We start from the raw sequence: 19,301 nt of genomic DNA on the forward strand, positions 1-19,301 counted from the left end.
ATCCACAGAATCACTGCCCGGACATCAGTCCACGGCGACCGACCTTAGGCAGGCGGTTGCGGCCAGACGCTCCTACAGGCGTCGTCAGGCCCCCGGGCTACGCCCCGTCCAGAAGACGAGGCGAGGTGAGCCGACGCCACAAGCGTCGAGCACGGACTCTATCTTCCAGAAGGGAGGCCCTCGGGCCTCCCTTTTTTCATGCCTGAAATTCGTCTGCATGCGCTGGCGGCGTTATAGACTGCGCCTTAATCGAACCATCTCCCTATCGAGGGCAATTCCATGACGTCGCGTGTATGGCAGTGGGCGGCACTGACGGTGTGTTGCATGGCCAGCGGTATGCCCGCCTGGGCCCAGGACCCGAATGCCGGCCCCGGTCCCGGCCACTCCCCGTTGCAGTCGCGCGACGAAGTGCGCCAGACCCAGCCGCCGCGTCCCGGGTATTACCAGGACATTCCACGGCGTCCGGGCGATGGGCGCGGCTGGCAGGCAGGCGGCCCCGGGCAACGTCCTGGCGACGGGTGGGGAGGGCGGCCTGGCGAGCCTGGAGATGGCTGGGGGCCAGGGCCGCGCTATCGTCCGGGCCAGGCCATCGGGCAGTTTCCCGATCGCTACTGGAGAGTGCCCTATCGTGGGCGGGAGTATTTCTTCTCGGGGGGCTACTGGTACCAGCCCCAGGGACCGGGCTACGTCGTGGTGCGTCCGCCATTCGGCGCGCGGGTCGGCTACCTGCCGCCCTATGCCCGTGAAGTGTGGGCGGGCGGTACATTGCTCTACGGGGTGGCCGACGCCTACTACCAGTACCAGCCCGAGAGCGGGGAATACGTGGTGGTCGACCCGGCCCAGGTGGGGCAGGTGTCGGCGGGCGCCGAGGGGCAGGGCAACGGCTACGACGTCATCGCCTACCCGGCGCAGGGGCAGCCGCCGCAACAGCAGGAGCAGGATCGCTATCAGTGCCATCGCTGGGCGGTGGAGCAGTCGGGGTTCGACCCGGCCGGTGCCGGGTATGCACCACCCGGTGACGGCGTGCAGGTGTACAGGCGAGCGCTGGGGGCGTGCCTGAGCGGGCGCGGTTACAGCGTCAATTGAGGTGTGGCGGCGGTATCATGTCGCTGACCTGTTCGGGTTGACTGCCGCCACCCCATCGCTGGTTTTACGGCCCCTGCGGGCCCGATCGCGGCACAGGGGCCGCTCCCACAGATGACCGCGGTGGCCTGCAACATCGTGGTGGGACTACGGGTGTAGAAGCAGCCCCTGTGCCGCGATCGGCCCATATCGGCACTTGGCAGAACCCTAGAATCTCCCACAGATGACCGCGATAGCCTGCAACCCTGCGGTGTGGGCTACGGGTGTAGGAGCGGCCCCAGTGCCGCGATCGGCCCCGCAGGGGCCGTAAAATCAGCGATCCCGCTCATACCGGCACACACTGCCCACCCAGCCCCCACCTCACACCGGATCCGCATGCACCATCACATCGGCCTGTGGATAACGCGCCCTTATCCGCGCCGACGCCTCCACGCACAACGCATGCGCCTCATGCAACGGCAACTCCCCCGGCAACTCCAGGTGCACCTGAACGAACCACCGGTGCCCCGACACCCGCGTGCGCAGGTCATGCGCGCCCACCACACCCGGCAGCCCACACACCAACGCGCGCATGGCCTCGGACACCTCACTGGGCAGTTCCTTGTCCATCAGGATGCCGCCACTCTCCCGCGCGATCTGCACCGCACTCCAGAAGATGTACACCGCGATCCCCAGGCCGAACAGCGCATCGAGCTGTGGCCAACCGAAACGCGCCAGCAGCAGGGCGACCAGGATGCTGCCGTTGAGCAGCAGGTCGGAGCGGTAATGCAGCGAGTCGGCACGGATGGCCGTCGAGCCGGTGACGCGCACGACCTTGCGCTGAAACGCCAGCAACCCCACCGTCAACACCAGCGACAGCAGCATCACGCCGATACCGGCCGTGGTATTGCCCAGCGGCGCGGGCGACTGCAAGCGCTCCACCGCCTGCACGGCGATGATCACCGCACTGGCACCGATGAACAGCGCCTGGGCCATCCCGGCCAAGGCCTCGGCCTTGCCATGCCCGTAGCGATGGTCGTCATCGGCGGGGCGCAAGGCGTACTGCACTGCCAGCAGGTTGAGCAGGGACGCCACCGCGTCCAGCGCCGAGTCGGTCAACCCGGCCAGCAGGCTGACCGAATCACTGAACCACCAGGCCAGCGCCTTGCTGATCACCAGCACGCAGGCCACCGTGAGCGACGCCCGCGTGGCCAGTCGCAGCAGGCGCTGGTGCTCGGCGCTCGGGGTCATGCCCAGGCTCCGCGCCGTGACGGGATCATGCCGCCGGCACCGTGTTCAGCGCCGCCAGCTGCTCGACGCTGCCGCGCTGCTGGATCAGCCGCGGATCGTCCAGCGGCAGGCGCTGGCCCAGCTCGGCCTCGAGGATCGCCTGCAGCTTGAGCCTGTCCACCTGGCCATCGGCATTGATCGCCGGTCGCAAGGTGGCCGGGTCGACCTGCGCCGTGACGCCGCCCGGGTAGTAGATGGCGCCCGTGGCGAAATCGATGCCGAAGGCGATCAACCCCGGGATCACGTAGAAGAGCAGGCCGACCGCGTCCAGGGCCACGATCACCGGGTCGACCCGGCCATCGATCTGACCGCGACGATCGGGGTAGAACAAGGTGCCACAGGCGGTCAGTTGCGTGGCGATCAGGGCGCCACCGATCAGGCGAGTGGGAATGCGCATGGGAGTCTCCGCGAAAAAGGGCGCAACGAGGCGGGCAAACGCCGGCCTCCGTGAATGGGACCGTGACGAGTCAGGCCCGGTTCGCCGTTATACTGGTCCGCTCGCCTGAGGACCACTATGATTTCACTACCGATCGATACCGTGTTGCCCGCGCTGCGCCAAGCCCTCGAGGCACGCCATGAAGTCGTACTCGAAGCGCCGCCGGGCGCCGGCAAGACCACCCGCGTGCCGCTGGCCCTGCTCGATGCACCCTGGCTGCAGGGCCAGACCATCGTCATGCTCGAACCCCGCCGCCTGGCCGCCCGCGCCGCCGCCGAGCGCATGGCCAGCGAGCTGGGCGAACGGGTCGGTGAAACGGTCGGCTACCGCATTCGGCTGGACAGCAAGGTCGGGCCGAACACGCGGATCGAGGTGGTCACCGAAGGCATCCTGACTCGCCGCCTGCAGGACGATCCGGCGCTGGAAGGCGTGGGGCTGGTGATCTTCGACGAGTTCCACCTGCGCAACCTGGACGCCGACCTGGCCCTGGCCCTGGCGCTCAACGGCCGCGAGCTGTTGCGCGAGGATCAGCCGCTCAAGGTCCTGTTGATGTCCGCGACCCTGGAGGGCGAACGCCTGTCGCGCCTGCTCGACGACGCGCCGATCGTCACCAGCGAAGGGCGCATGCACCCGGTCGACATCCGCTGGGGGCGGCCGACGCAGCCGGGCGAATTCATCGAGCCACGGGTGGTGCAGGCCTGCCTGGAGGCGCTCGACGAGCAGACCGGCAGCCTGCTGGTGTTTCTGCCGGGCCAGGCCGAGATCCGCCGGGTACAACAGGCCCTGGACGAGGCGCTGGGCCAGACGCCCCAGGTGCAGGTCTGCCCGCTGCACGGTGAACTCGACCTGAACGCGCAACGGGCAGCGATCGACCCGGCGCCGCCCGGACAGCGCAAAGTGGTGCTGGCCACCAACCTGGCCGAGACCAGCATCACCATCGAAGGCGTGCGGGTGGTCATCGACGCCGGACTGGAGCGCACGCCACGTTTCGACCCACGCAGTGGCATGACCCGCCTCGATACCCAGCGCATTTCACGGGCCAGCGCCACCCAGCGCGCCGGCCGGGCCGGACGGGTGGAGCCGGGCGTGTGCTACCGGCTGTGGTCACAGGCCCAGCACGAACAGATGGCCGCCTTCAGCGCGGCCGAAATCCTCCAGGCCGACCTGGCCGGGCTGGCCCTGCAGCTGGCCCGTTGGGGCGTCGAGCCGGACCAGCTGACCTGGCTCGACGCGCCGCCCGGCGCCGCCTTCGCCCAGGCCCGCGACCTGCTCGAACGCCTCGGCGCGTTGCAGCCCGAGGGCGGTCTGTCCCGCCATGGCCAGGCCATGGCCGAACTGCCCGCGCACCCGCGTATCGCCCACGTGCTGCTGCGCGGCCACGCCCTGGGCCTGACCCAGCAGGCCTGCGACCTGGCCGCCTTGCTGGGCGAGCGCGACATCCTGCGCGGCGGCGGGGCGGACGTGCACAGCCGGCTGGCCCTGCTCGCAGGCGATCAACGCCTACCCCGAGGCACGCAGGGCAGCACCCAGCGCGCCCGACAACTGGCCCGGCAGTACCGCGCACACCTGCGCGGCGCCTCCGGCGACAGCGTGAAAGACCCAGAGCATCCACGGTGGACCGGCTGCCTGCTGGCGCTGGCCTACCCTGACCGCGTTGCACGCCAGCGCCAGGCCGGCGGCGGCGACTACCGCTTGGCGAACGGCCGCGCCGCGCAGTTCGGCGAGCCCGACGCGCTGATGAAGCACGCCTGGCTCGCCATCGCCGACCTGGGCAGCCGCCAGGGCCAGCGCGAAGAACGCATCTACCTGGCCGCCGACCTCGACCCGGCGCTGTTCGAGACCGTCCTGGGCGAACAGGTGCGCCAAGTCGACATTCTGGAATGGGACGAACGCGAAGGGGCCTTGCGCGCCGAACGCCAACGCAAGGTCGGCGAACTGGTGCTCGACCGCCAGCCCTTGCCCGACCTGGACGCCGACGCACGCGCCCAGGCCCTAGCCGGACTGGTCCGCCGCAAGGGCCTCGAGCTGCTGCCCTGGACTCCGGAGCTGCGCCAGTGGCAAGCCCGCGTGGCACTGCTGCGCAGCCTCGACCTCGCCCAGACCGGCACCAGCGACTGGCCCGACCTGAGCGACACGGCCTTGCTCGCCTCGCTGGAGCAGTGGTTGGCGCCCTATCTGGGCAAAGTCACCCGACTGAGCCATTTCGCCCAGCTCGACCTGTCCTCGATCCTGCGCAACCTGCTGCCCTGGCCCCTGCCGCAGCAGCTGGACAACCAGGCCCCACAGACCCTGGCGGTGCCCTCGGGGTCGAACATCCGCATCGACTACAGCGAACAGCCCCCCGTGCTGGCCGTGCGCTTGCAGGAACTGTTCGGCCTGGCCGAGACGCCGCGCATCGCGGGTGGCCGTCAGGTGCTCAAGTTGCACCTGCTGTCACCGGGGCGCCGGCCTGTGCAGGTGACCCAGGACCTGGCAAGCTTCTGGCGCACGACCTATGACGAGGTGAAGAAGGATTTGAAGGGGCGGTATCCGAAGCATGACTGGCCGGACGATCCGTTGGTGGCGGAGGCGACGGCGCGGGCGAAGCCGAGGAAGGTTTGAGGGGCGGCGGGGTGTTTCAGATGGCGCGTTGGGGGAGGGGTGGATTTGATGCCGACTGGGGTTCTGGAGTGCCGAGGTGGGAGGGTGTTTCAGAGGTGCCGTATGGGGCAGATGCATCGGGAGAGCTTGATCGTAATATGATCATCAGCTCGTCGGCAGGCAACGTCGAGGCGAACTGTCAGGCTTTGCGCTTTATGGCGTCATAGCCAAAGCGATTGGTGAGCTTGTCCTGGCTACGGTAGCCCTCGCGGTGCAGCTCGTTACGTCATGTTTGCTTCTATCACTGAATTTGTAGAACTTCATGGCAGCGCTCTCACCTCAAACTATTTCGTTGGTACGGTCGCACGCCTGAAGGATGCTCATGTTGGACGTAAAATTTGATCTGGCATCAAACCTACAATCTAAAGAGCGCCTTTAAGATGTGCTATTGTTCGTCCCTGTCCCCATGCAAGGTAATCAACTCCAGAATCTGTCCGGCGTATTTTTTTGCATGAGGAATCCTGGATAGCTTTAAATAGGCAAGTAGTTTTTCTGGGGATTCTGTTCCCAAGAGGTACTCAATTGTATTGGTCAGTAAAAAACCTTGAGAATAAGTGCCAGCTGAAATTGTTTTGCTTCTGTCATGCGATTCAGGCTCCTCCCCTGGAGGGTACTCTCCATCATTTTCATCGTCACTAGACATCAAGTTAAGCTTTGCAATCGAGTAGCTGATTATTTGCTGACCGTTTTCACCTAAAGTGCGAGATATGTCTCCAGCGTCAATTTGTGCTCTTGCAAGTTTAGCCAGATCAAGATTGGCGAGCACGTCCTCGTACGCGGGCTCAATCTTGATATTCGCTATGCCCTTTATTTTAAGTAGCCCATCCTGGTAAGTATCAGAAGCCACCAGTGCTTGTACTTCGTGTAAACTGTCAGCTGCCATGCGTCAACCTCGTTAACAACCTTGATCAAACATCCCGCAGTATCCGCAGCTTTCGCCATAGGAAGCGCTTCTGCTCGGCCAGAGTACTGATCTTAACCCGAGCCAGCGCTTACGCTCGCCGGTTCACTTGCCGCGCAGTGACGCTAGCGCCTTTTCTAGCGTAGACAGGTTTTTTACATCTCCACCAGTATCCAGATAGTTAAACCAGGCCGGAATGGCTTTTTTGAACAACTCAATGGCTTCGCTACTCGAATCGGAAGCGTTTAACACAAAGTCTTGCCTTAGGTTTCCCGAGGCATCGAAGGGATTGACGTAAATTAATTCTTCGCTTTTTAAGAAGTCCATCAAGTTCGTGAGTTGCTCCCGCACCATGCCCTTGTAGTCTTCGTTTTTGTTTCTGCTCATGAGCATGGGTACGCTGCAAAGTTTAAAGTCCATGGTTTCTCCCTGTCCAATGAAGTCGTATAGCATCAGGCGCGTCTAGGGTTTCTATCAGCTGTCTTATTCTTGGGTCTCACCACGCACTTTATCCAGCGTGCGCACCAGTTCATCGACCGGGTTCTAGCTGGTAACGGCGGTGGATCGCGTTGTAGCGATGTTCCACATAAAGCGCCGTCTGGATGCCTGCGTTGTACACCTGCAACAGCTTGTCGGCAGGCAGTGTCGAGGCGTACTGCCACGCCTTGCGGCCTGTGGCATCGTAGCCAAAGCAGCTGGTAAGCTTGCCCTGAGTGCGATACACCTCACGATGCAGGTCATCGCGCTCCATGTCGTTGATGACCTGGCCGTCCATGTTTAGCTGGTGCAGGTGACCGCTGCCGTAATACAGGTGATTGATCTTGCGCCCATCGAGCAAGGTCAATGTGGTTTCACGATCAAAATACTGACCCTGCCCTCCAAGACATTGCTCGATCTCTTTTACTAGAATCTTTTTTGGTTCGACCCATGACCGACACGTCACCCGCCATACAATGATGGAATTAATCATGGTATTTTTCTGGGTTTTTTAGGTGGCTTCGGAGGCTTCCAAGATATCAAAACCCCGTGCGCGCCCAGCTCGTTATTAACCTTCTCTAGCTCCCATTCATCCACTGTCCAAAACCACAAGTTTCTAGGTCCTTGCCTTAGAGTACCATGTGATGCATCACTTGAAATCCACTCGCGCAAGCTATAAGCGCCAATCCGTAACTCTAAGTGCGCATCATTTATAACATTTGCAGAATACGCCATTCTGAGCTTTTCTTTTTTGTAAAGCTCCGCCCCTTCGAACACGCCTCCTGTTTCCATGTAGAAAAGATCTGGATCCTCATTGTCATACACTCTTACAAAATTTCCACCTGCAGCATAATAGAATGCGTCAGTTACATCATCAGTAGAGTAAAAAATCGCGTAATCCATTGATCCCGTTGTGCAAAAATTGCTTGCAAACTCTAAAAATTTTTCTTGACTAAAATGTGAGGCTAACCCCTGAGCATCAATATGATAGAATCCTCCGAAATCCTTTGTTGAATAACCAAAGGAAGCATCCCAAAGAGCCCTGCTATTGCTTTCATGGTAAAGCCTAAAAGAGGTTGCGCTTCCATTCTCAATTGCAAGTCTCAGGTCACTTAGCGAAACATCTATAAGATTAAGGTCCTCCTCTGATCTGTCTTCGCGATATTTGTAATAAGCGGCACTTGTGATGCTTAAACCCATAACCTCGAAAAACATCATGCCTATTTCATAAATTTTTTTCGGGGTATTTTCTTCTATCCCATAAACTGCTAAAGCGTTTGCATTGCGCATATCAATCTACCTATAATTATGCCTTGCTAATCAAGTTATCTAGCATTGTTTTTATTGTTGAAGCCTCGTAAGGATGTTTCAATACTACAATCTTTCCCCGATTGGGCATAGGCATTTTTTTCATTGCATCCTCATTTCGAGATGTCAAAGAGGGTAATTTCCTGCCTATATCAGTTTTAGAAGCAAGCTCAATTGCATGAACCCTTCCAGATTTGTCAGCGGCCATAATATTTGGACGCCGGGCAGATACATCTTTGCTGTTCGCAAAGCTACAAGATCTATTCATATAAACTTCTTTGAATTTTCCACTCATTGCCAATTTATTAGCAATGATCAGCGGCCATGGTCATCGGCCAGCACGGCGCCGGCAAGGACAGCTATGCCGCGTTGCAGGTGGCAGGGGCCGTGGCGACCATCGTCGTTCTGTTCGTGCTGGCTCGCGTCGTGCTGTCACTGCGGGTACTCGGCGGTGTCGGCTACTGCATGATCGCAACCGGTGCACTCATCACGGCGTTGAGTCCGGGCCTGTTCGGTTATGGCGTGGGCTTTCTGCTGATCGTTGCGTTCGACAAGATGTTCAACGTCTACATGCGCACGATTCGCCAGCAGGTGATACCGCCCCAGGACTTCGGAAAGACCGTTGGTGTGATGACGCTGTTGAACAACCTGTCCCAGCCACTGGCGGGTTTGCTGGTGGCGTTGTTGGCTGCGCCCCTGGGGGCACGGTACGTCATTCTGATCGTGACGGTGATGACGGTGCTGTTGGGGGCGAGTGCCGTGGTGCGCTTTGGGAGAAGGCGCCATGGCGTCCCGCTCTCTGGACTCGATCACGGTGCAGAGGCTATTCGAGTACAGGACGAAGAAAGCTCCTCTCGTAGCTCACGATGAACTTCAACGTTGTCGCTTCTTCCACCAGACGCATACATTCGGGATCGTGTGCTGCTGCTTGCCGGTACTGCTCGTACTCGGCAAGGGTGGCGAAGCTAAAGAGGCAATAGGCGACGTTGTTGGCGCCTTCGGCCGGTAGGAAGTAGCCGTGATGTTGTCCTCCCAGGCGCTCTACTATTGAGATCCATGCGCGTGAATAGCGCTCGAATGCACTGACCTGGTAAGGATCGATGATGTATCGGACATGGCAAGTGATCATGAAAAGACGTCCTTGAGTGAGCGTGCTTGATTCCACAGGCATCGACAGCGCGCAATAATGATGACGAGAGGGCTGATGATGAATGATTCAGTCGACATTAGGTCAGGTGGTCGATTTTTTTAACCAATCGGCCCGCGTCATTTCCCATATCTCAGCCTTCATCGGTCCAGACACGAACGTTCGTTCCTGCATGCCTACCAAGTGCATGCCTTCATGCTCGGACACGCTGCGAGACGCCTGGTTGGCCACCGCTTTGGGAACCTGCATGAGCGGACGCGCCAGGGTCACGAACCAGTAGCCGTTGATGACCTGGCATGCCTCACGCATGTAGCCGTTTCCCCACCACTGCGGGGCGAGCCAGAAGCCCCTGTTGTTTCCAGGCTGGTCGTACAAGCTGATGCTGCCCAGGGTGCAGCCAGCCTCGTCGCGCTTGCGGATCATCCAGTGCCATTCACGTCCTGCTGCCATGGCGGGCAGGGCGATATCCCGGACATAGACCAGCGCCCCATCGTCTGGGTACGGCCAGGGGACTCGGCTGTCCAGGTAACGCACCACTTCCCACTGGGGAAATAGCGCCTGAATGACAGGAGCGTCCTCCAATTGAAGAGGCGTGAGCGTCAGCCGATCGGTGATGAGCGTAGGAGGAGCATCCATGGCAGTTATTCCTGGGCATTGCTGTCAGGTTTTGATTATCTGTACCGAGCCTGTCCGTGTCGACCGGCCGTTTGTCATCGGATGGGCAGCCTGCGGTTCGACGTTCTGGCCTGTCCGGAAGATTGAACGACGCCTGAAAGCCTGTTCTTGCCAGGAGTAAGCCAACGACCATGACCCCTCAAAAGCTGCTGACCTACCTGCCACGTGATCTGGTCGAGCCGATCACCCGTGATGTCGCCCAGGCGACGGTCTGGCAGATGCTGGGTGCTGATAAGCACGTCCATGAAATCCTGACGGCACGGGTGCCCGCGATGCAGGCGGCGCCTGACAGGGCCCTATCGCTGGCAAGCCAGCTCCCACCCAAAGCTCTGCAATTTGTCGGTGCAGGCATGGCTGCGCAAGCAGTCTGTGGGAGATGTTATGGCTCTGCCAAGGGCTGATATGGGCCCTGGCGGGCCCAATCGCGGCACAGGGGCCCACACACCTGTAGCCCCACCGCAGGGTTGCAGGCTATCGCGGTTACCTGTGTGCGGGTTTGTCCGCGATGCAGGCGGCGTCTGACAGGGCCCTATCGCTGGCAAGCCAGCTCCTACCCAGATCTCAGCAATTTGTCGGTGTAGGCAGCATGCCAGGCAGCACGCAGTCCAGGCCCTGCGACCCCTGCCAAGTGCTCTACACCACCTCTTCGATCAGATACTCGTGCAACTCACCTTCACCCACCGTCAACGAATAGAACTGACCGGGCTGGTGATGCGGCGTATCCGGCTCGGCCTTGACCTGATGCCCCAGGTGGTCGCGCCAGCGGCAGATCAGGCGGCCGTCGATGACCTCGAGCGGCTCGATCTTCCAGTCATCGGTCACCTCGGCACGCTCGTACAGCCCCAGGTAGCCATTGCGGCTGATGCCGAGCTGGCCGCGCGCGCGTGGGCCCGTCCCTGATATGCGGTAGTGCCAACGGTCCTCGATGTGAGACACGTAGGTGAACTGCAAGACGGGCGGCCATTCGTCGCCGCCGGCTTGTAGCCAATCGTACGCTGGGGCAATCCCCCAGCCGAACTTGTCTTGGGTGCGGCTGATACGCAGCGGGAGGGCACAGTCGCCTTGCAGCAGGTAGACGCGGGCTCGGAAGGACGTGCCCGGCTGAAGCAGGGCAGATGACGAGGCTTGGGTCATGAGAGGGGCTCCTGTCGGTCGTGAGGGTCGGCACCATGACGGTGCCAGGCGACCCTACAGCGGGGCAGGAGAGGGGCGAAGATTGAAGGGTTTCCGGGGTGGCGCCGGGCCTTGCGTGCCGAATTGCAGGGGCAGCGCGCAAGACCCTTGGTGAGCGTACGGTACGCTCATCCCTAGCGCGGTTGCTGCTCCTCGACCAGCATGAACAGGCGATACAGCACCACCAGGCTGAACAGCTGCAGGAAGGTGCTCAGGCTGGACAGCGCGATCCGTCCTACCAGCGATAGATCAGGCACCAGCACGAGTGTCCCAAGCTCCAGTAGAACGATCGGCACCATCACCGCCAGCATGCAGAACATGATCCTGAAGAAATGGCCACGGGTCATGCGTACGCTTTCGCGCATGGCCTCGACGATCGGGTAGCCGCGCAACACCAGCAGGTACTGAGCGAAGACCAGCCGAACCATGACCCAGATGGCTGGCACGACAAGCAACATGAAGCCGATCAGAACCAGCAGGGCACCAAGCGCCCGTTGGCCCAGCACTTTCGGGTAGAACGGGCACATGCGATTGAACACGGCGCGCAGGGTGGGCGTCTTGCCGCGGCTGCGGGCGTCGAGGTACAGCAGCAGCAGGGTGCTGTACATCGGATAGAACACAGCGCCCACGACCACGGCCTGCACGGATTGCTCGTCACCGTCGAATTGCCAGAACCACAGTTGCAGCAGCACCGACTCGAGCACGATCAGTGGCAGACACAATCGGACAATATTCATCAGGTGTCGGCGGGAGAAGTACAACGAGTCGCGTAAAACGGTCAAGACATCCATAAGTCCGGGTCGCCAAGCAGAAAGCAAGGCCCCACTTTAGCCCAGAGCCCGGCCCGGGCTGAAGAAAGTTTCACCCGGCGTGATTGAATCCGTTCGCGTCTTGCCCCATCTTCAGCACTGTCCGATGTCCAGGCACTGCATGAGGTAGCCCATGAACACTGAAGAACAAACCTTGATCGATGGCCTGTTCGGTCGTATCCGACAAGCCGAAGACGCCGGCCAGGCGCGCGACGCCCAGGCGCTGGCGCGCATCGAGGAGCACGTCCGTCAGCAGCCGGCGGCGCCGTACTACATGGCCCAGGCGATCCTGGTGCAGGAAGCGGCGATCAAGCGCCTGGACGAGCAGAACACCAAGCTCGAGGCCGAGCTCAAGCAGCTGCGGGCACAGGCCTCGGCGTCCCAGTCACAGTCCCAGCAGGGCGGGGGCGGCGGCTTCCTGTCGAACCTGTTCGGCGGCACCTCGCGACCTGAACCCCAGCGCCCCTCGGCCCCGGCATCCGCACCCGCTCCGGCGTCGGGTGGCGGCTGGCGTGACGGGCCGCGCTCCAACTTCCAGGGGCAGGCACCGGCTCAGCCCCAGGCCTCGGGCTTCGGCGCTGCGCCAGCGGCCGGGCGCGCGGGTGGCGGGTTCATGAGCGGTGCCTTGCAGACCGCGGCGGGGGTGGCCGGTGGCGTGCTGTTGGCCCAGGGCATCAGCAGCCTGTTCCACGACAAGCCTGAAGAGGTGGTCGAGGTGATCCAGGAAGAGCCGGCACACGCCAGCGACAGCGGCGGTGGCTGGAACGACCAGGGCGAGCATGCGCAGGTGGCCGACAATGGCTACGGCAACGACCAGGGTGGGTTTGCCGACACCGACTACGGCAGCGACGATGGCGGTGGCGACTTCTTCTCGGACGACGACAGTTTTGTCTGAGGTGCCTGGTCAGGCGGCCCGAATTCCGCGGGTCGCGCTGTTCGCCGACGTGCAGAACCTCTACTACACCGTGCGCCAGGCGCACGGTTGTCATTTCGATTACAGCGCGCTCTGGGCCCAGGTCAGCCGCGAGGGCGAGATCGTCGAGGCCAAGGCTTATGCCATCGAGCGCGGCGACAGCAAGCAGCAGCAGTTCCAGCAGATCCTGCGCAACCTGGGTTTCGAGGTGCGCCTCAAGCCCTTCATCCAACGCAGCGACGGCTCGGCCAAGGGCGACTGGGACGTGGGCATCACTCTGGACGTGGTCGACGCGGCGCCCCAGGTCGATCGGATCGTCCTGGCCTCCGGTGACGGTGACTTCGACCAGCTGCTGCAGCGGGTCGCCGAGCGTCATGGCGTCGAGACGGTGGTCTACGGCGTCCCCGGCCTGACCGCCAATGCGCTGATCCGCGCTGCGGACCGTTACGTACCGATCGAAGGCCGCCTGCTGCTGCGGCGCTAGGCGTGTACGGACGTCGAGCGACGAGCCGACACGTTACCTACAACGCCTGGGCCTTGCGCCCAGCCTGAAGCAGATGCTCCAGCGGCACCCGCTGCTCGATCGGGCTGGACAGGATAATCGAGGTCTTGCTGAAGCCGAACTGGGCAATCTGGTCGATCACCGTTTCCAATTCCTCCATCGAGCCGACGGCTGCCAGCAGCACGACGCAGGCGTCGCCGGTCACTCGGTGACACTGCGTCAATTGCGGGATGCGCGCCAGCGCCTCGTAGGCCTGCGGGTTGCCGTGATGGCTCAGGCGCAGTTCGACCAGGCACTGGATCGGCAGGCCGATACGGTCCAGGTTCACCTTGGCGGTATACCCGGTGATGACCCCACTGGCTTCGAGCTTGGCCACCCGCTCGGCCACGGCCGGGGCCGACAGGTTGACGTGGCGCGCCAGCTGCGCAAAGGAGGCGCGGCCGTTTTCCAGAAGAGCGGCGAGAATCAGGCGGTCGTAGCGGTCCATACGGGTCTCGTGGGTAGGCTGTGGATTCGATGGTCAAAGGGCGACAGAACCGTTCATTCGAAGGTGAAGGGCCCCGGCAAACCCTCTTCGCGGCTTAAGTTTGCGCGCTGGCCTTTCTAAACTAAGCCACCTTCAAATGGATTTCGAGTACTTCCTCATGCCTGCCTCTTCGCGTTTGCCGTGGTTGTTGATCGGTGCCTTCCTGGCGCTCTACCTGGTCTGGGGGTCGACCTACCTGGCGATCCGCATCGGCGTCGAGTCCTGGCCGCCGATGATGATGGCCGGCATTCGCTTCCTGGTCGCGGGCGGGCTGCTGTATGGGTTTCTGCGCTGGCGCGGCGTGCCGGCCCCGACCTGGGTACAATGGCGCTCGGCGGCGGCCATTGGTTTTCTGCTGCTCAGCTGCGGCAACGGCGGCGTGACCCTGGCCGAGCATGCCGGGGTGGCTTCCGGCGTCGCGGCCCTGGCGATCGCCACGGTGCCGCTGTTCACCTTGCTGTTCGGCCTGTGGTTCGGGCAGCGCACCACGCGCCTGGAGTGGGCCGGGATCGTGCTGGGGCTGATCGGCATCGGCCTGCTCAACCTGGGCCCGAACCTGCAGGCCAGCCCCATGGGCGCGGCGCTGGTGGTGTTCGCCGCAGCGGCCTGGGCCTTCGGCTCGGTGTGGAGCAAACGCCTGCCGCTGCCCCAGGGCGCCATGGCCAGCGCCGCCGAGATGCTTGGCGGTGGCCTGGTGCTGCTGATCGGCAGCGTGCTGAGCGGCGAGCGCCTGACCCAGATGCCGTCGGTGGCGAGCTGGGCCGCGCTGGGCTACCTGATCGTGTTCGGCTCGATCCTGGCGTTCAGCGCTTACCTGTACCTGCTCAAGCACGTGCGCCCGGCGGCGGCGACCAGCTACGCCTACGTCAACCCGGCCGTTGCGGTCCTGCTGGGCATACTCTTCGCCGGCGAGCGCATCGAGCTCGAGGAAGGCCTGGCGATGCTGGTGATCATCAGCGCGGTGGTGCTGATCGGCCTGCCGCAGTGGCGCCGTCGGGGTGTGCAGCCGGTGGTGGTGGGCGATGGCGAAATGTGCAAGCCGGGCAAGGCGTTGCGGTAAACTGCCGGCTTTGCTGAACCTCTACACGGTATTGCCATGACCTTCGCCACGCTCGGCCTGATCGAACCCCTGCTGCGCACGCTGCAACAGCGGAATTACACCACCCCAACGCCGATCCAGGCCAAGGCGATCCCCGCCGTGCTGGCGGGGCGCGACGTGATGGCGGCGGCGCAGACCGGCACCGGCAAGACCGCCGGTTTCGCCCTGCCGGTGCTGCAGCGCTTGACGCAGGAAGGCGGCAAGGTCGCCAGCAACTCGATCCGGGCGCTGGTATTGGTGCCGACCCGCGAACTGGCCGAACAGGTGCACACCAGCGTGCGCGAGTACGCCGAGCACCTGCCGGTGAGCACCTATGCGGTCTACGGTGGCGTCAGTCTCAACCCGCAGATGATGCGCCTGCGCCGTGGGGTCGACCTGTTGGTGGCCACGCCTGGCCGCTTGCTCGACCTGTTCCGGCAGAACGCAGTGACCTTCGGCCAGGTGCAGATGCTGGTGCTCGACGAAGCCGACCGCATGCTCGACCTGGGCTTTGCCGAGGAGCTGCGTGCGGTGTATGCCGCGCTGCCACGTCAGCGGCAGACGCTGCTGTTCTCCGCCACCTTCTCTGAGCAGATCCGTCTGCTGGCCGGCCTGGCGCTGAACGATCCGCTGAGCATCGAAGTCAGCCCGCGCAACACCACCGCCAGCACCGTCAAGCAGTGGCTGGTGACGGTGGACAAGAAGCGCAAGGCCGAGTTGTTCCTGCACCTGCTGCGCAAGCACCGCTGGAAGCACGTGCTGGTGTTCGCCAAGACTCGCAACGGTGTGGATCAACTGGTCGAGCTTCTGCAGGCCGAAGGCATCAGCGCCGACGGCATCCACGGCGACCGGCCGCAGGCCACGCGCCAGCGCGCGCTGGACACCTTCAAGGCCCGCGAGATCCAGATCCTGGTCGCCACCGACGTGGCCGCCCGGGGACTGGACATCGACGACCTGCCGCTGGTGGTCAACCTCGACTTGCCGATCGTCGCCGAGGACTACGTGCACCGCATCGGGCGTACCGGGCGGGCGGGCAACAAGGGCGAGGCGATTTCCCTTGTGTGCGCCGACGAGGTGCAACTGCTGTCGGCCATCGAAGTGCTGATCCGTCAGACCTTGCCGCGTCACGACGAGCCGGACTTCATCCCGGACCACCGTGTGCCGCTGACCGATGCCAGCGGGCAGGTGATCAAGAAGCCGAAGAAACCCAAGAAGCCCAAGGAAAACAGCGCCAAGCGCGGCCTGGGCCGCTGGATGGACAGCGACGAGACACCGGCCAAGGCGCCTGCGGTGAAGGCCGTGCGCAAGGTGCCAAGCTTCAATGGGGGAGCGCGCAAGCGCAAGCCGTGAGCGTTTCAGGCTTTTTGGGGGCTGCGGGCCCAATCGTGGCCGGTCCGGCGCCTTGGCGGAGGTCGCTCTTGCACCCGTAGTTACACCGCAGTGATACAGGCGATCGCGGTACTGTGGGAGCCACCGTCTTTTCTACTTGTTACATGCTCGACCGCATGCGGCGCCTGGCAGGGCCCTATCGCTGGCAAGCCAGCTCCCACACAGATCTCTGCAGCATCAAATAGAGGCATCACTGCGCAAGCAGCTTGTGGGAGCAACTGTCTTTTCTACTTGTTACATACATGCCCGACCGCATGCGGCGCCTGGAAGGGTCCTATCGCTGGCAAGCCAGCTCCCACCCAGACCTCTGCAGCTGTCAATGTCGGCATGGCTGCGCAAGCAGCTTGTGGGAGCAACTGTCTTTTCTACTCCGTACATGCCCGACCGCATGCAGCGCCTGGCAGGGCCCTATCGCTGGCAAGCCAGCTCCCACCCGGACCTCCGCAGCCGTCAATGTCGGCATGGCTGCGCAAGCAGCTTGTGGGAGCGGGCTTGCCCGCGATAGCGTCCTGCCCGGCGCCGCCTGCGTCGCGGGCAAGCCCGCTCCCCCACGGTCCGTGACAGCCAGTCACGCCGCGCCGACGGCCCGTTTCGCCCACGCCGCAGCCGCCTGGCCAGCCTTCAGCCCGCTGGCGAAGCAGGCGGTCAGCAGGTAGCCACCGGTAGGCGCTTCCCAGTCCAGCATCTCGCCTGCGCAGAACACGCCGGGCAGCGCCTTGAGCATCAAGCCCTCATCCAATGCCTCGAATCGCACACCGCCAGCGCTGCTGATCGCTTCGTCGAGCGGACGGGTGCGCACCAGTTCGATGGGCAAGGCCTTGATCGCTTGCGCCAGGGTGACTGGGTCGGCGAAGGCCGCCGGGTCGGTCACTTCACGTAACAGGGCGGCCTTGACGCCGTCCAGCCCCACCTGGCCCTGCAAGTGCTTGGCCATCGAGCGCGAACCCCGGGGCTTGCTCAAGGCGCGCACCAGGTTATCCACTGGCCGGTCGGGCAACAGGTCGAGCCACACTGTGGCGCGCCCGGCCTGATCGATGGCCTGGCGAATCGGCGCCGACAGGGCATACACCAGACTGCCTTCCAGGCCTTGGGCGGTGAGGATGCACTCGCCCTTGCGCGGTGTGCTGCCGGGCAAGGCCATGGCCACGTTCTTCAGCGGCGCGCCAGCGAACTTGTCCTTGAGCAGGTCGCTCCAGGCCTCGACCTCGAACCCGCAGTTGCTCGGTCGCAGGTCGGTGACCTCTACACCCCGCGCTGCCAGCAGCGGCAGCCAGGCACCGTCCGAACCCAGACGCGCCCAGCTGCCGCCGCCCAGGGCCAGGACCACCGCCGCGGCCTCGATGACGCGCTCGCCCTGGGGGCCAGCCACGCGCACCCGGCCATCGGCCTGCCAGCCAAGCCAGCGGTGGCGGGTGTGAATGACCACGCCGTCGTCGCGCAGGCGCTTGAGCCAGGCGCGCAGCAGCGGGGCGGCCTTCATGTCGGTCGGAAACACGCGGCCCGAGGTGCCGACGAAGGTGCTGACGTCCAGGCCATGGATCCACGTACGCAAGACCGTGGCGTCGAAGCCTTGCAGCAGGCGATCGACCTCGTCGCGGCGCTCGGCGTAGCGACCGACGAAGGCCGGGTAGGGCTCGGAATGGGTGATGTTCATGCCGCCCACGCCGGCCAGCAGGAACTTGCGGCCCACCGACGGCATGGCATCGAACAGCTCCACGGCCAGGCCGGCCTGGGCCAGCGCTTCGGCGGCCATCAGGCCGGCAGGGCCGCCGCCGATGACGGCGACCAGGGGGCGAGGGGAGGGGGCGGAATCGGTCATGGCAACCTGGGCTGTGGAAAAACCGGCATTCTACCGCACCTGCGTCGCCCCAGGCGCTGTACGAAAAATGATCAGTTCTCTGCAGGGCTTGTGGCGTAAGGGCTAGCGAGGGTTTCGCTCAGGTTATCCACAGGCGGTTCCACACTCAGTGTGCACAACCCAGCACCTGGGCGGCCGTGTGGTGCAAGATGCCATGCCGCCTGGCCAGGGCCTCGCGGTCCTTGTCGTAACCGCCGCCGATCACGCCCGCCACCGGGATGTCCCGGCCCAGGCAATGGCGCAGCACCCGCGCATCCCGCTCGGCCAGGCCCTGATCGGTCAGTTGCAGGTAGCCCAGCGCATCGTCCCGGTGCACATCGACCCCGGCGTCGTACAGCACCAGGTCGGGTTGATACAGCGGCAGCAGGTAGTTGAGCGCATCGTCCACCACGTCCAGATAGGCCGCATCGCCCATGCCGCGTGGCAGCGGAATGTCCCAGTCGCTGTGGGCCTTGCGCGCCGGGAAGTTCTGCTCGCAGTGCAGCGACACGGTGATCGCGTCCGGGGTGTCTTCGAGCATGCGCGCGGTGCCGTCGCCCTGGTGCACGTCGCAATCGAAGATCAGCACCCGCTGCACGCGACCGGCTGCCAGCAGGTAGCGGCTGATCACCGCCAGGTCGTTGAAGATGCAGAACCCTGCCGGATAGTCGTGATGGGCATGATGGGTGCCGCCGGCCAGGTGGCAGGCCAGGCCATGCTCGAGGGCCAGCTCGGCGGTGAGCAGCGAGCCGCCGACGGCCCGCACGGTCCGGCGCGCCAGGGCCTCGCTCCAGGGCAGGCCGAGGCGGCGCTGGTCCTCGCGGGACAGGTCGCCGCTCAGGTAGCGCTCGATGTAGCCGCGGTCGTGGGCCAGGGCGAGGATGTCGTGGGAGCAGACCTCCGGGCGGATCAGCGCCGCGTCGGTGGTCAGCCCGGTGTCCACCAAGTGGTCGCGCAGCAGGCGGAACTTGTCCATCGGAAAGCGATGCTCCGGTGGAAAGGTCGGGCTGTAGTCGTCGTGGTAGATCAGCGGCAAGGGCATGGCAGGATCGCATCGGGGCGTGGATCGATCTTGCCAGTGGCGCTCGCCTGGGGCAACGGCGAGGCGCCGAAGGGTGCGCCGTGTTGCCTTTGCGAC

17 protein-coding genes and 1 pseudogene are annotated in these 19,301 nt (G+C 63.5%); 8 read left to right on the plus strand and 10 right to left on the minus strand.

Annotated features, from left to right (window positions below):
- Window positions 1–279 precede the first annotated feature (279 nt).
- Entirely contained in the window at window positions 280–1,086 is an 807-nt protein-coding gene (locus tag APT63_02565) for a hypothetical protein (GenBank protein AMA44592.1), read from the plus strand.
- Window positions 1,087–1,443: 357 nt separating this feature from the next.
- Here the strand turns inward: APT63_02565 and fieF are convergent, their stop codons facing one another.
- Window positions 1,444–2,313: a cation-efflux pump FieF gene (gene fieF / locus APT63_02570; protein ID AMA44593.1), complete on the minus strand. Its 870-nt coding sequence runs from the start codon at window positions 2,311–2,313 to the stop codon at window positions 1,444–1,446.
- 25 nt (window positions 2,314–2,338) lie between these two features.
- On the minus strand, window positions 2,339–2,749 hold the full coding sequence (locus tag APT63_02575) for a polyribonucleotide nucleotidyltransferase (protein ID AMA44594.1): 411 nt from the start codon (window positions 2,747–2,749) through the stop codon (window positions 2,339–2,341).
- Between the two features lie 117 nt (window positions 2,750–2,866).
- Between APT63_02575 and APT63_02580 the strand changes: the two genes are divergently transcribed.
- Window positions 2,867–5,389, plus strand: a complete 2,523-nt coding sequence (locus APT63_02580; GenBank protein ID AMA44595.1) for an ATP-dependent helicase — start codon at window positions 2,867–2,869, stop codon at window positions 5,387–5,389.
- A 1,045-nt stretch (window positions 5,390–6,434) separates the two neighbouring features.
- Here the strand turns inward: APT63_02580 and APT63_02585 are convergent.
- Window positions 6,435–6,782 carry a hypothetical protein gene (locus APT63_02585; protein ID AMA44596.1) on the minus strand — a complete coding sequence of 116 codons (348 nt, stop codon included), beginning with the start codon at window positions 6,780–6,782 and terminating at the stop codon, window positions 6,435–6,437.
- A gap of 76 nt (window positions 6,783–6,858) precedes the next feature.
- On the minus strand, window positions 6,859–7,173 hold the full coding sequence (locus APT63_02590) for a hypothetical protein (GenBank protein ID AMA44597.1): 315 nt from the start codon (window positions 7,171–7,173) through the stop codon (window positions 6,859–6,861).
- Between the two features lie 1,256 nt (window positions 7,174–8,429).
- Here APT63_02590 and APT63_02595 point away from each other — a divergent pair.
- A pseudogene (locus APT63_02595) lies at window positions 8,430–8,984 on the plus strand (MFS transporter).
- Between the two features lie 361 nt (window positions 8,985–9,345).
- On the opposite strand, the gene APT63_02600 reads toward APT63_02595, so the two are convergent.
- Window positions 9,346–9,897, minus strand: coding sequence for an acetyltransferase (locus APT63_02600; GenBank protein ID AMA44598.1), 552 nt, complete (start codon window positions 9,895–9,897; stop codon window positions 9,346–9,348).
- A 170-nt stretch (window positions 9,898–10,067) separates the two neighbouring features.
- Here APT63_02600 and APT63_02605 point away from each other — a divergent pair, with 170 nt between their 5' ends.
- Window positions 10,068–10,337, plus strand: a complete 270-nt coding sequence (locus tag APT63_02605; GenBank protein AMA44599.1) for a hypothetical protein — start codon at window positions 10,068–10,070, stop codon at window positions 10,335–10,337.
- 232 nt (window positions 10,338–10,569) lie between these two features.
- On the opposite strand, the gene APT63_02610 is transcribed toward APT63_02605, so the two are convergent.
- A complete protein-coding gene (locus APT63_02610) occupies window positions 10,570–11,070 on the minus strand; it encodes a hypothetical protein (protein ID AMA44600.1) in 501 nt (166 codons plus the stop codon).
- Window positions 11,071–11,243: 173 nt separating this feature from the next.
- On the minus strand, window positions 11,244–11,900 hold the full coding sequence (locus APT63_02615) for a hypothetical protein (GenBank protein AMA44601.1): 657 nt from the start codon (window positions 11,898–11,900) through the stop codon (window positions 11,244–11,246).
- A 151-nt stretch (window positions 11,901–12,051) separates the two neighbouring features.
- Here APT63_02615 and APT63_02620 point away from each other — a divergent pair, with 151 nt between their 5' ends.
- Together APT63_02620 and APT63_02625 are read left to right on the plus strand one after the other, a co-directional pair.
- Complete coding sequence (locus APT63_02620; GenBank protein ID AMA44602.1) at window positions 12,052–12,813, plus strand: ABC transporter substrate-binding protein; 762 nt, start codon at window positions 12,052–12,054, stop codon at window positions 12,811–12,813.
- 22 nt (window positions 12,814–12,835) lie between these two features.
- Complete coding sequence (locus APT63_02625; GenBank protein AMA47767.1) at window positions 12,836–13,315, plus strand: nuclease; 480 nt, start codon at window positions 12,836–12,838, stop codon at window positions 13,313–13,315.
- Window positions 13,316–13,352: 37 nt separating this feature from the next.
- Here APT63_02625 and APT63_02630 read toward each other — a convergent pair whose 3' ends face one another.
- Window positions 13,353–13,820 carry an AsnC family transcriptional regulator gene (locus tag APT63_02630; protein AMA44603.1) on the minus strand — a complete coding sequence of 156 codons (468 nt, stop codon included), beginning with the start codon at window positions 13,818–13,820 and terminating at the stop codon, window positions 13,353–13,355.
- A gap of 157 nt (window positions 13,821–13,977) precedes the next feature.
- On the opposite strand from APT63_02630, the gene APT63_02635 reads away from it, so the two are divergent.
- Together APT63_02635 and APT63_02640 are read left to right on the plus strand one after the other, a co-directional pair.
- On the plus strand, window positions 13,978–14,919 hold the full coding sequence (locus tag APT63_02635) for a hypothetical protein (protein ID AMA47768.1): 942 nt from the start codon (window positions 13,978–13,980) through the stop codon (window positions 14,917–14,919).
- Window positions 14,920–14,955: 36 nt separating this feature from the next.
- Window positions 14,956–16,287: a DEAD/DEAH box helicase gene (locus APT63_02640; GenBank protein AMA44604.1), complete on the plus strand. Its 1,332-nt coding sequence runs from the start codon at window positions 14,956–14,958 to the stop codon at window positions 16,285–16,287.
- A 607-nt stretch (window positions 16,288–16,894) separates the two neighbouring features.
- Here APT63_02640 and APT63_02645 read toward each other — a convergent pair.
- Both APT63_02645 and APT63_02650 read right to left on the minus strand, forming a co-directional pair.
- The gene (locus APT63_02645) at window positions 16,895–18,145 is read right to left on the minus strand and encodes an NAD(FAD)-utilizing dehydrogenase (protein AMA44605.1); all 1,251 of its coding nucleotides are present in this window, start codon (window positions 18,143–18,145) and stop codon (window positions 16,895–16,897) included.
- A gap of 145 nt (window positions 18,146–18,290) precedes the next feature.
- Window positions 18,291–19,205 (minus strand): histone deacetylase superfamily protein, encoded by a 915-nt coding sequence (locus APT63_02650; GenBank protein ID AMA44606.1) that lies wholly within the window; start codon window positions 19,203–19,205, stop codon window positions 18,291–18,293.
- Window positions 19,206–19,301: the final 96 nt, after the last annotated feature.

Source organism: Pseudomonas monteilii (assembly GCA_001534745.1).
In the GTDB taxonomy this organism is placed as follows: Bacteria; Pseudomonadota; Gammaproteobacteria; order Pseudomonadales; family Pseudomonadaceae; genus Aquipseudomonas; species Aquipseudomonas alabamensis.

Bases quoted from the DNA above. Each gene is read 5' to 3' on its own strand.
- APT63_02565 (AMA44592.1), top strand. From the start codon at position 280: ATGACGTCGCGTGTATGGCAGTGGGCGGCACTGACGGTGTGTTGCATG.
- fieF (AMA44593.1), bottom strand. From the start codon at position 2,313: ATGACCCCGAGCGCCGAGCACCAGCGCCTGCTGCGACTGGCCACGCGG.
- APT63_02575 (AMA44594.1), bottom strand. From the start codon at position 2,749: ATGCGCATTCCCACTCGCCTGATCGGTGGCGCCCTGATCGCCACGCAA.
- APT63_02580 (AMA44595.1), top strand. From the start codon at position 2,867: ATGATTTCACTACCGATCGATACCGTGTTGCCCGCGCTGCGCCAAGCC.
- APT63_02585 (AMA44596.1), bottom strand. From the start codon at position 6,782: ATGCTATACGACTTCATTGGACAGGGAGAAACCATGGACTTTAAACTT.
- APT63_02600 (AMA44598.1), bottom strand. From the start codon at position 9,897: ATGGATGCTCCTCCTACGCTCATCACCGATCGGCTGACGCTCACGCCT.
- APT63_02605 (AMA44599.1), top strand. From the start codon at position 10,068: ATGACCCCTCAAAAGCTGCTGACCTACCTGCCACGTGATCTGGTCGAG.
- APT63_02610 (AMA44600.1), bottom strand. From the start codon at position 11,070: ATGACCCAAGCCTCGTCATCTGCCCTGCTTCAGCCGGGCACGTCCTTC.
- APT63_02615 (AMA44601.1), bottom strand. From the start codon at position 11,900: ATGGATGTCTTGACCGTTTTACGCGACTCGTTGTACTTCTCCCGCCGA.
- APT63_02620 (AMA44602.1), top strand. From the start codon at position 12,052: ATGAACACTGAAGAACAAACCTTGATCGATGGCCTGTTCGGTCGTATC.
- APT63_02630 (AMA44603.1), bottom strand. From the start codon at position 13,820: ATGGACCGCTACGACCGCCTGATTCTCGCCGCTCTTCTGGAAAACGGC.
- APT63_02635 (AMA47768.1), top strand. From the start codon at position 13,978: ATGCCTGCCTCTTCGCGTTTGCCGTGGTTGTTGATCGGTGCCTTCCTG.
- APT63_02640 (AMA44604.1), top strand. From the start codon at position 14,956: ATGACCTTCGCCACGCTCGGCCTGATCGAACCCCTGCTGCGCACGCTG.
- APT63_02645 (AMA44605.1), bottom strand. From the start codon at position 18,145: ATGACCGATTCCGCCCCCTCCCCTCGCCCCCTGGTCGCCGTCATCGGC.
- APT63_02650 (AMA44606.1), bottom strand. From the start codon at position 19,205: ATGCCCTTGCCGCTGATCTACCACGACGACTACAGCCCGACCTTTCCA.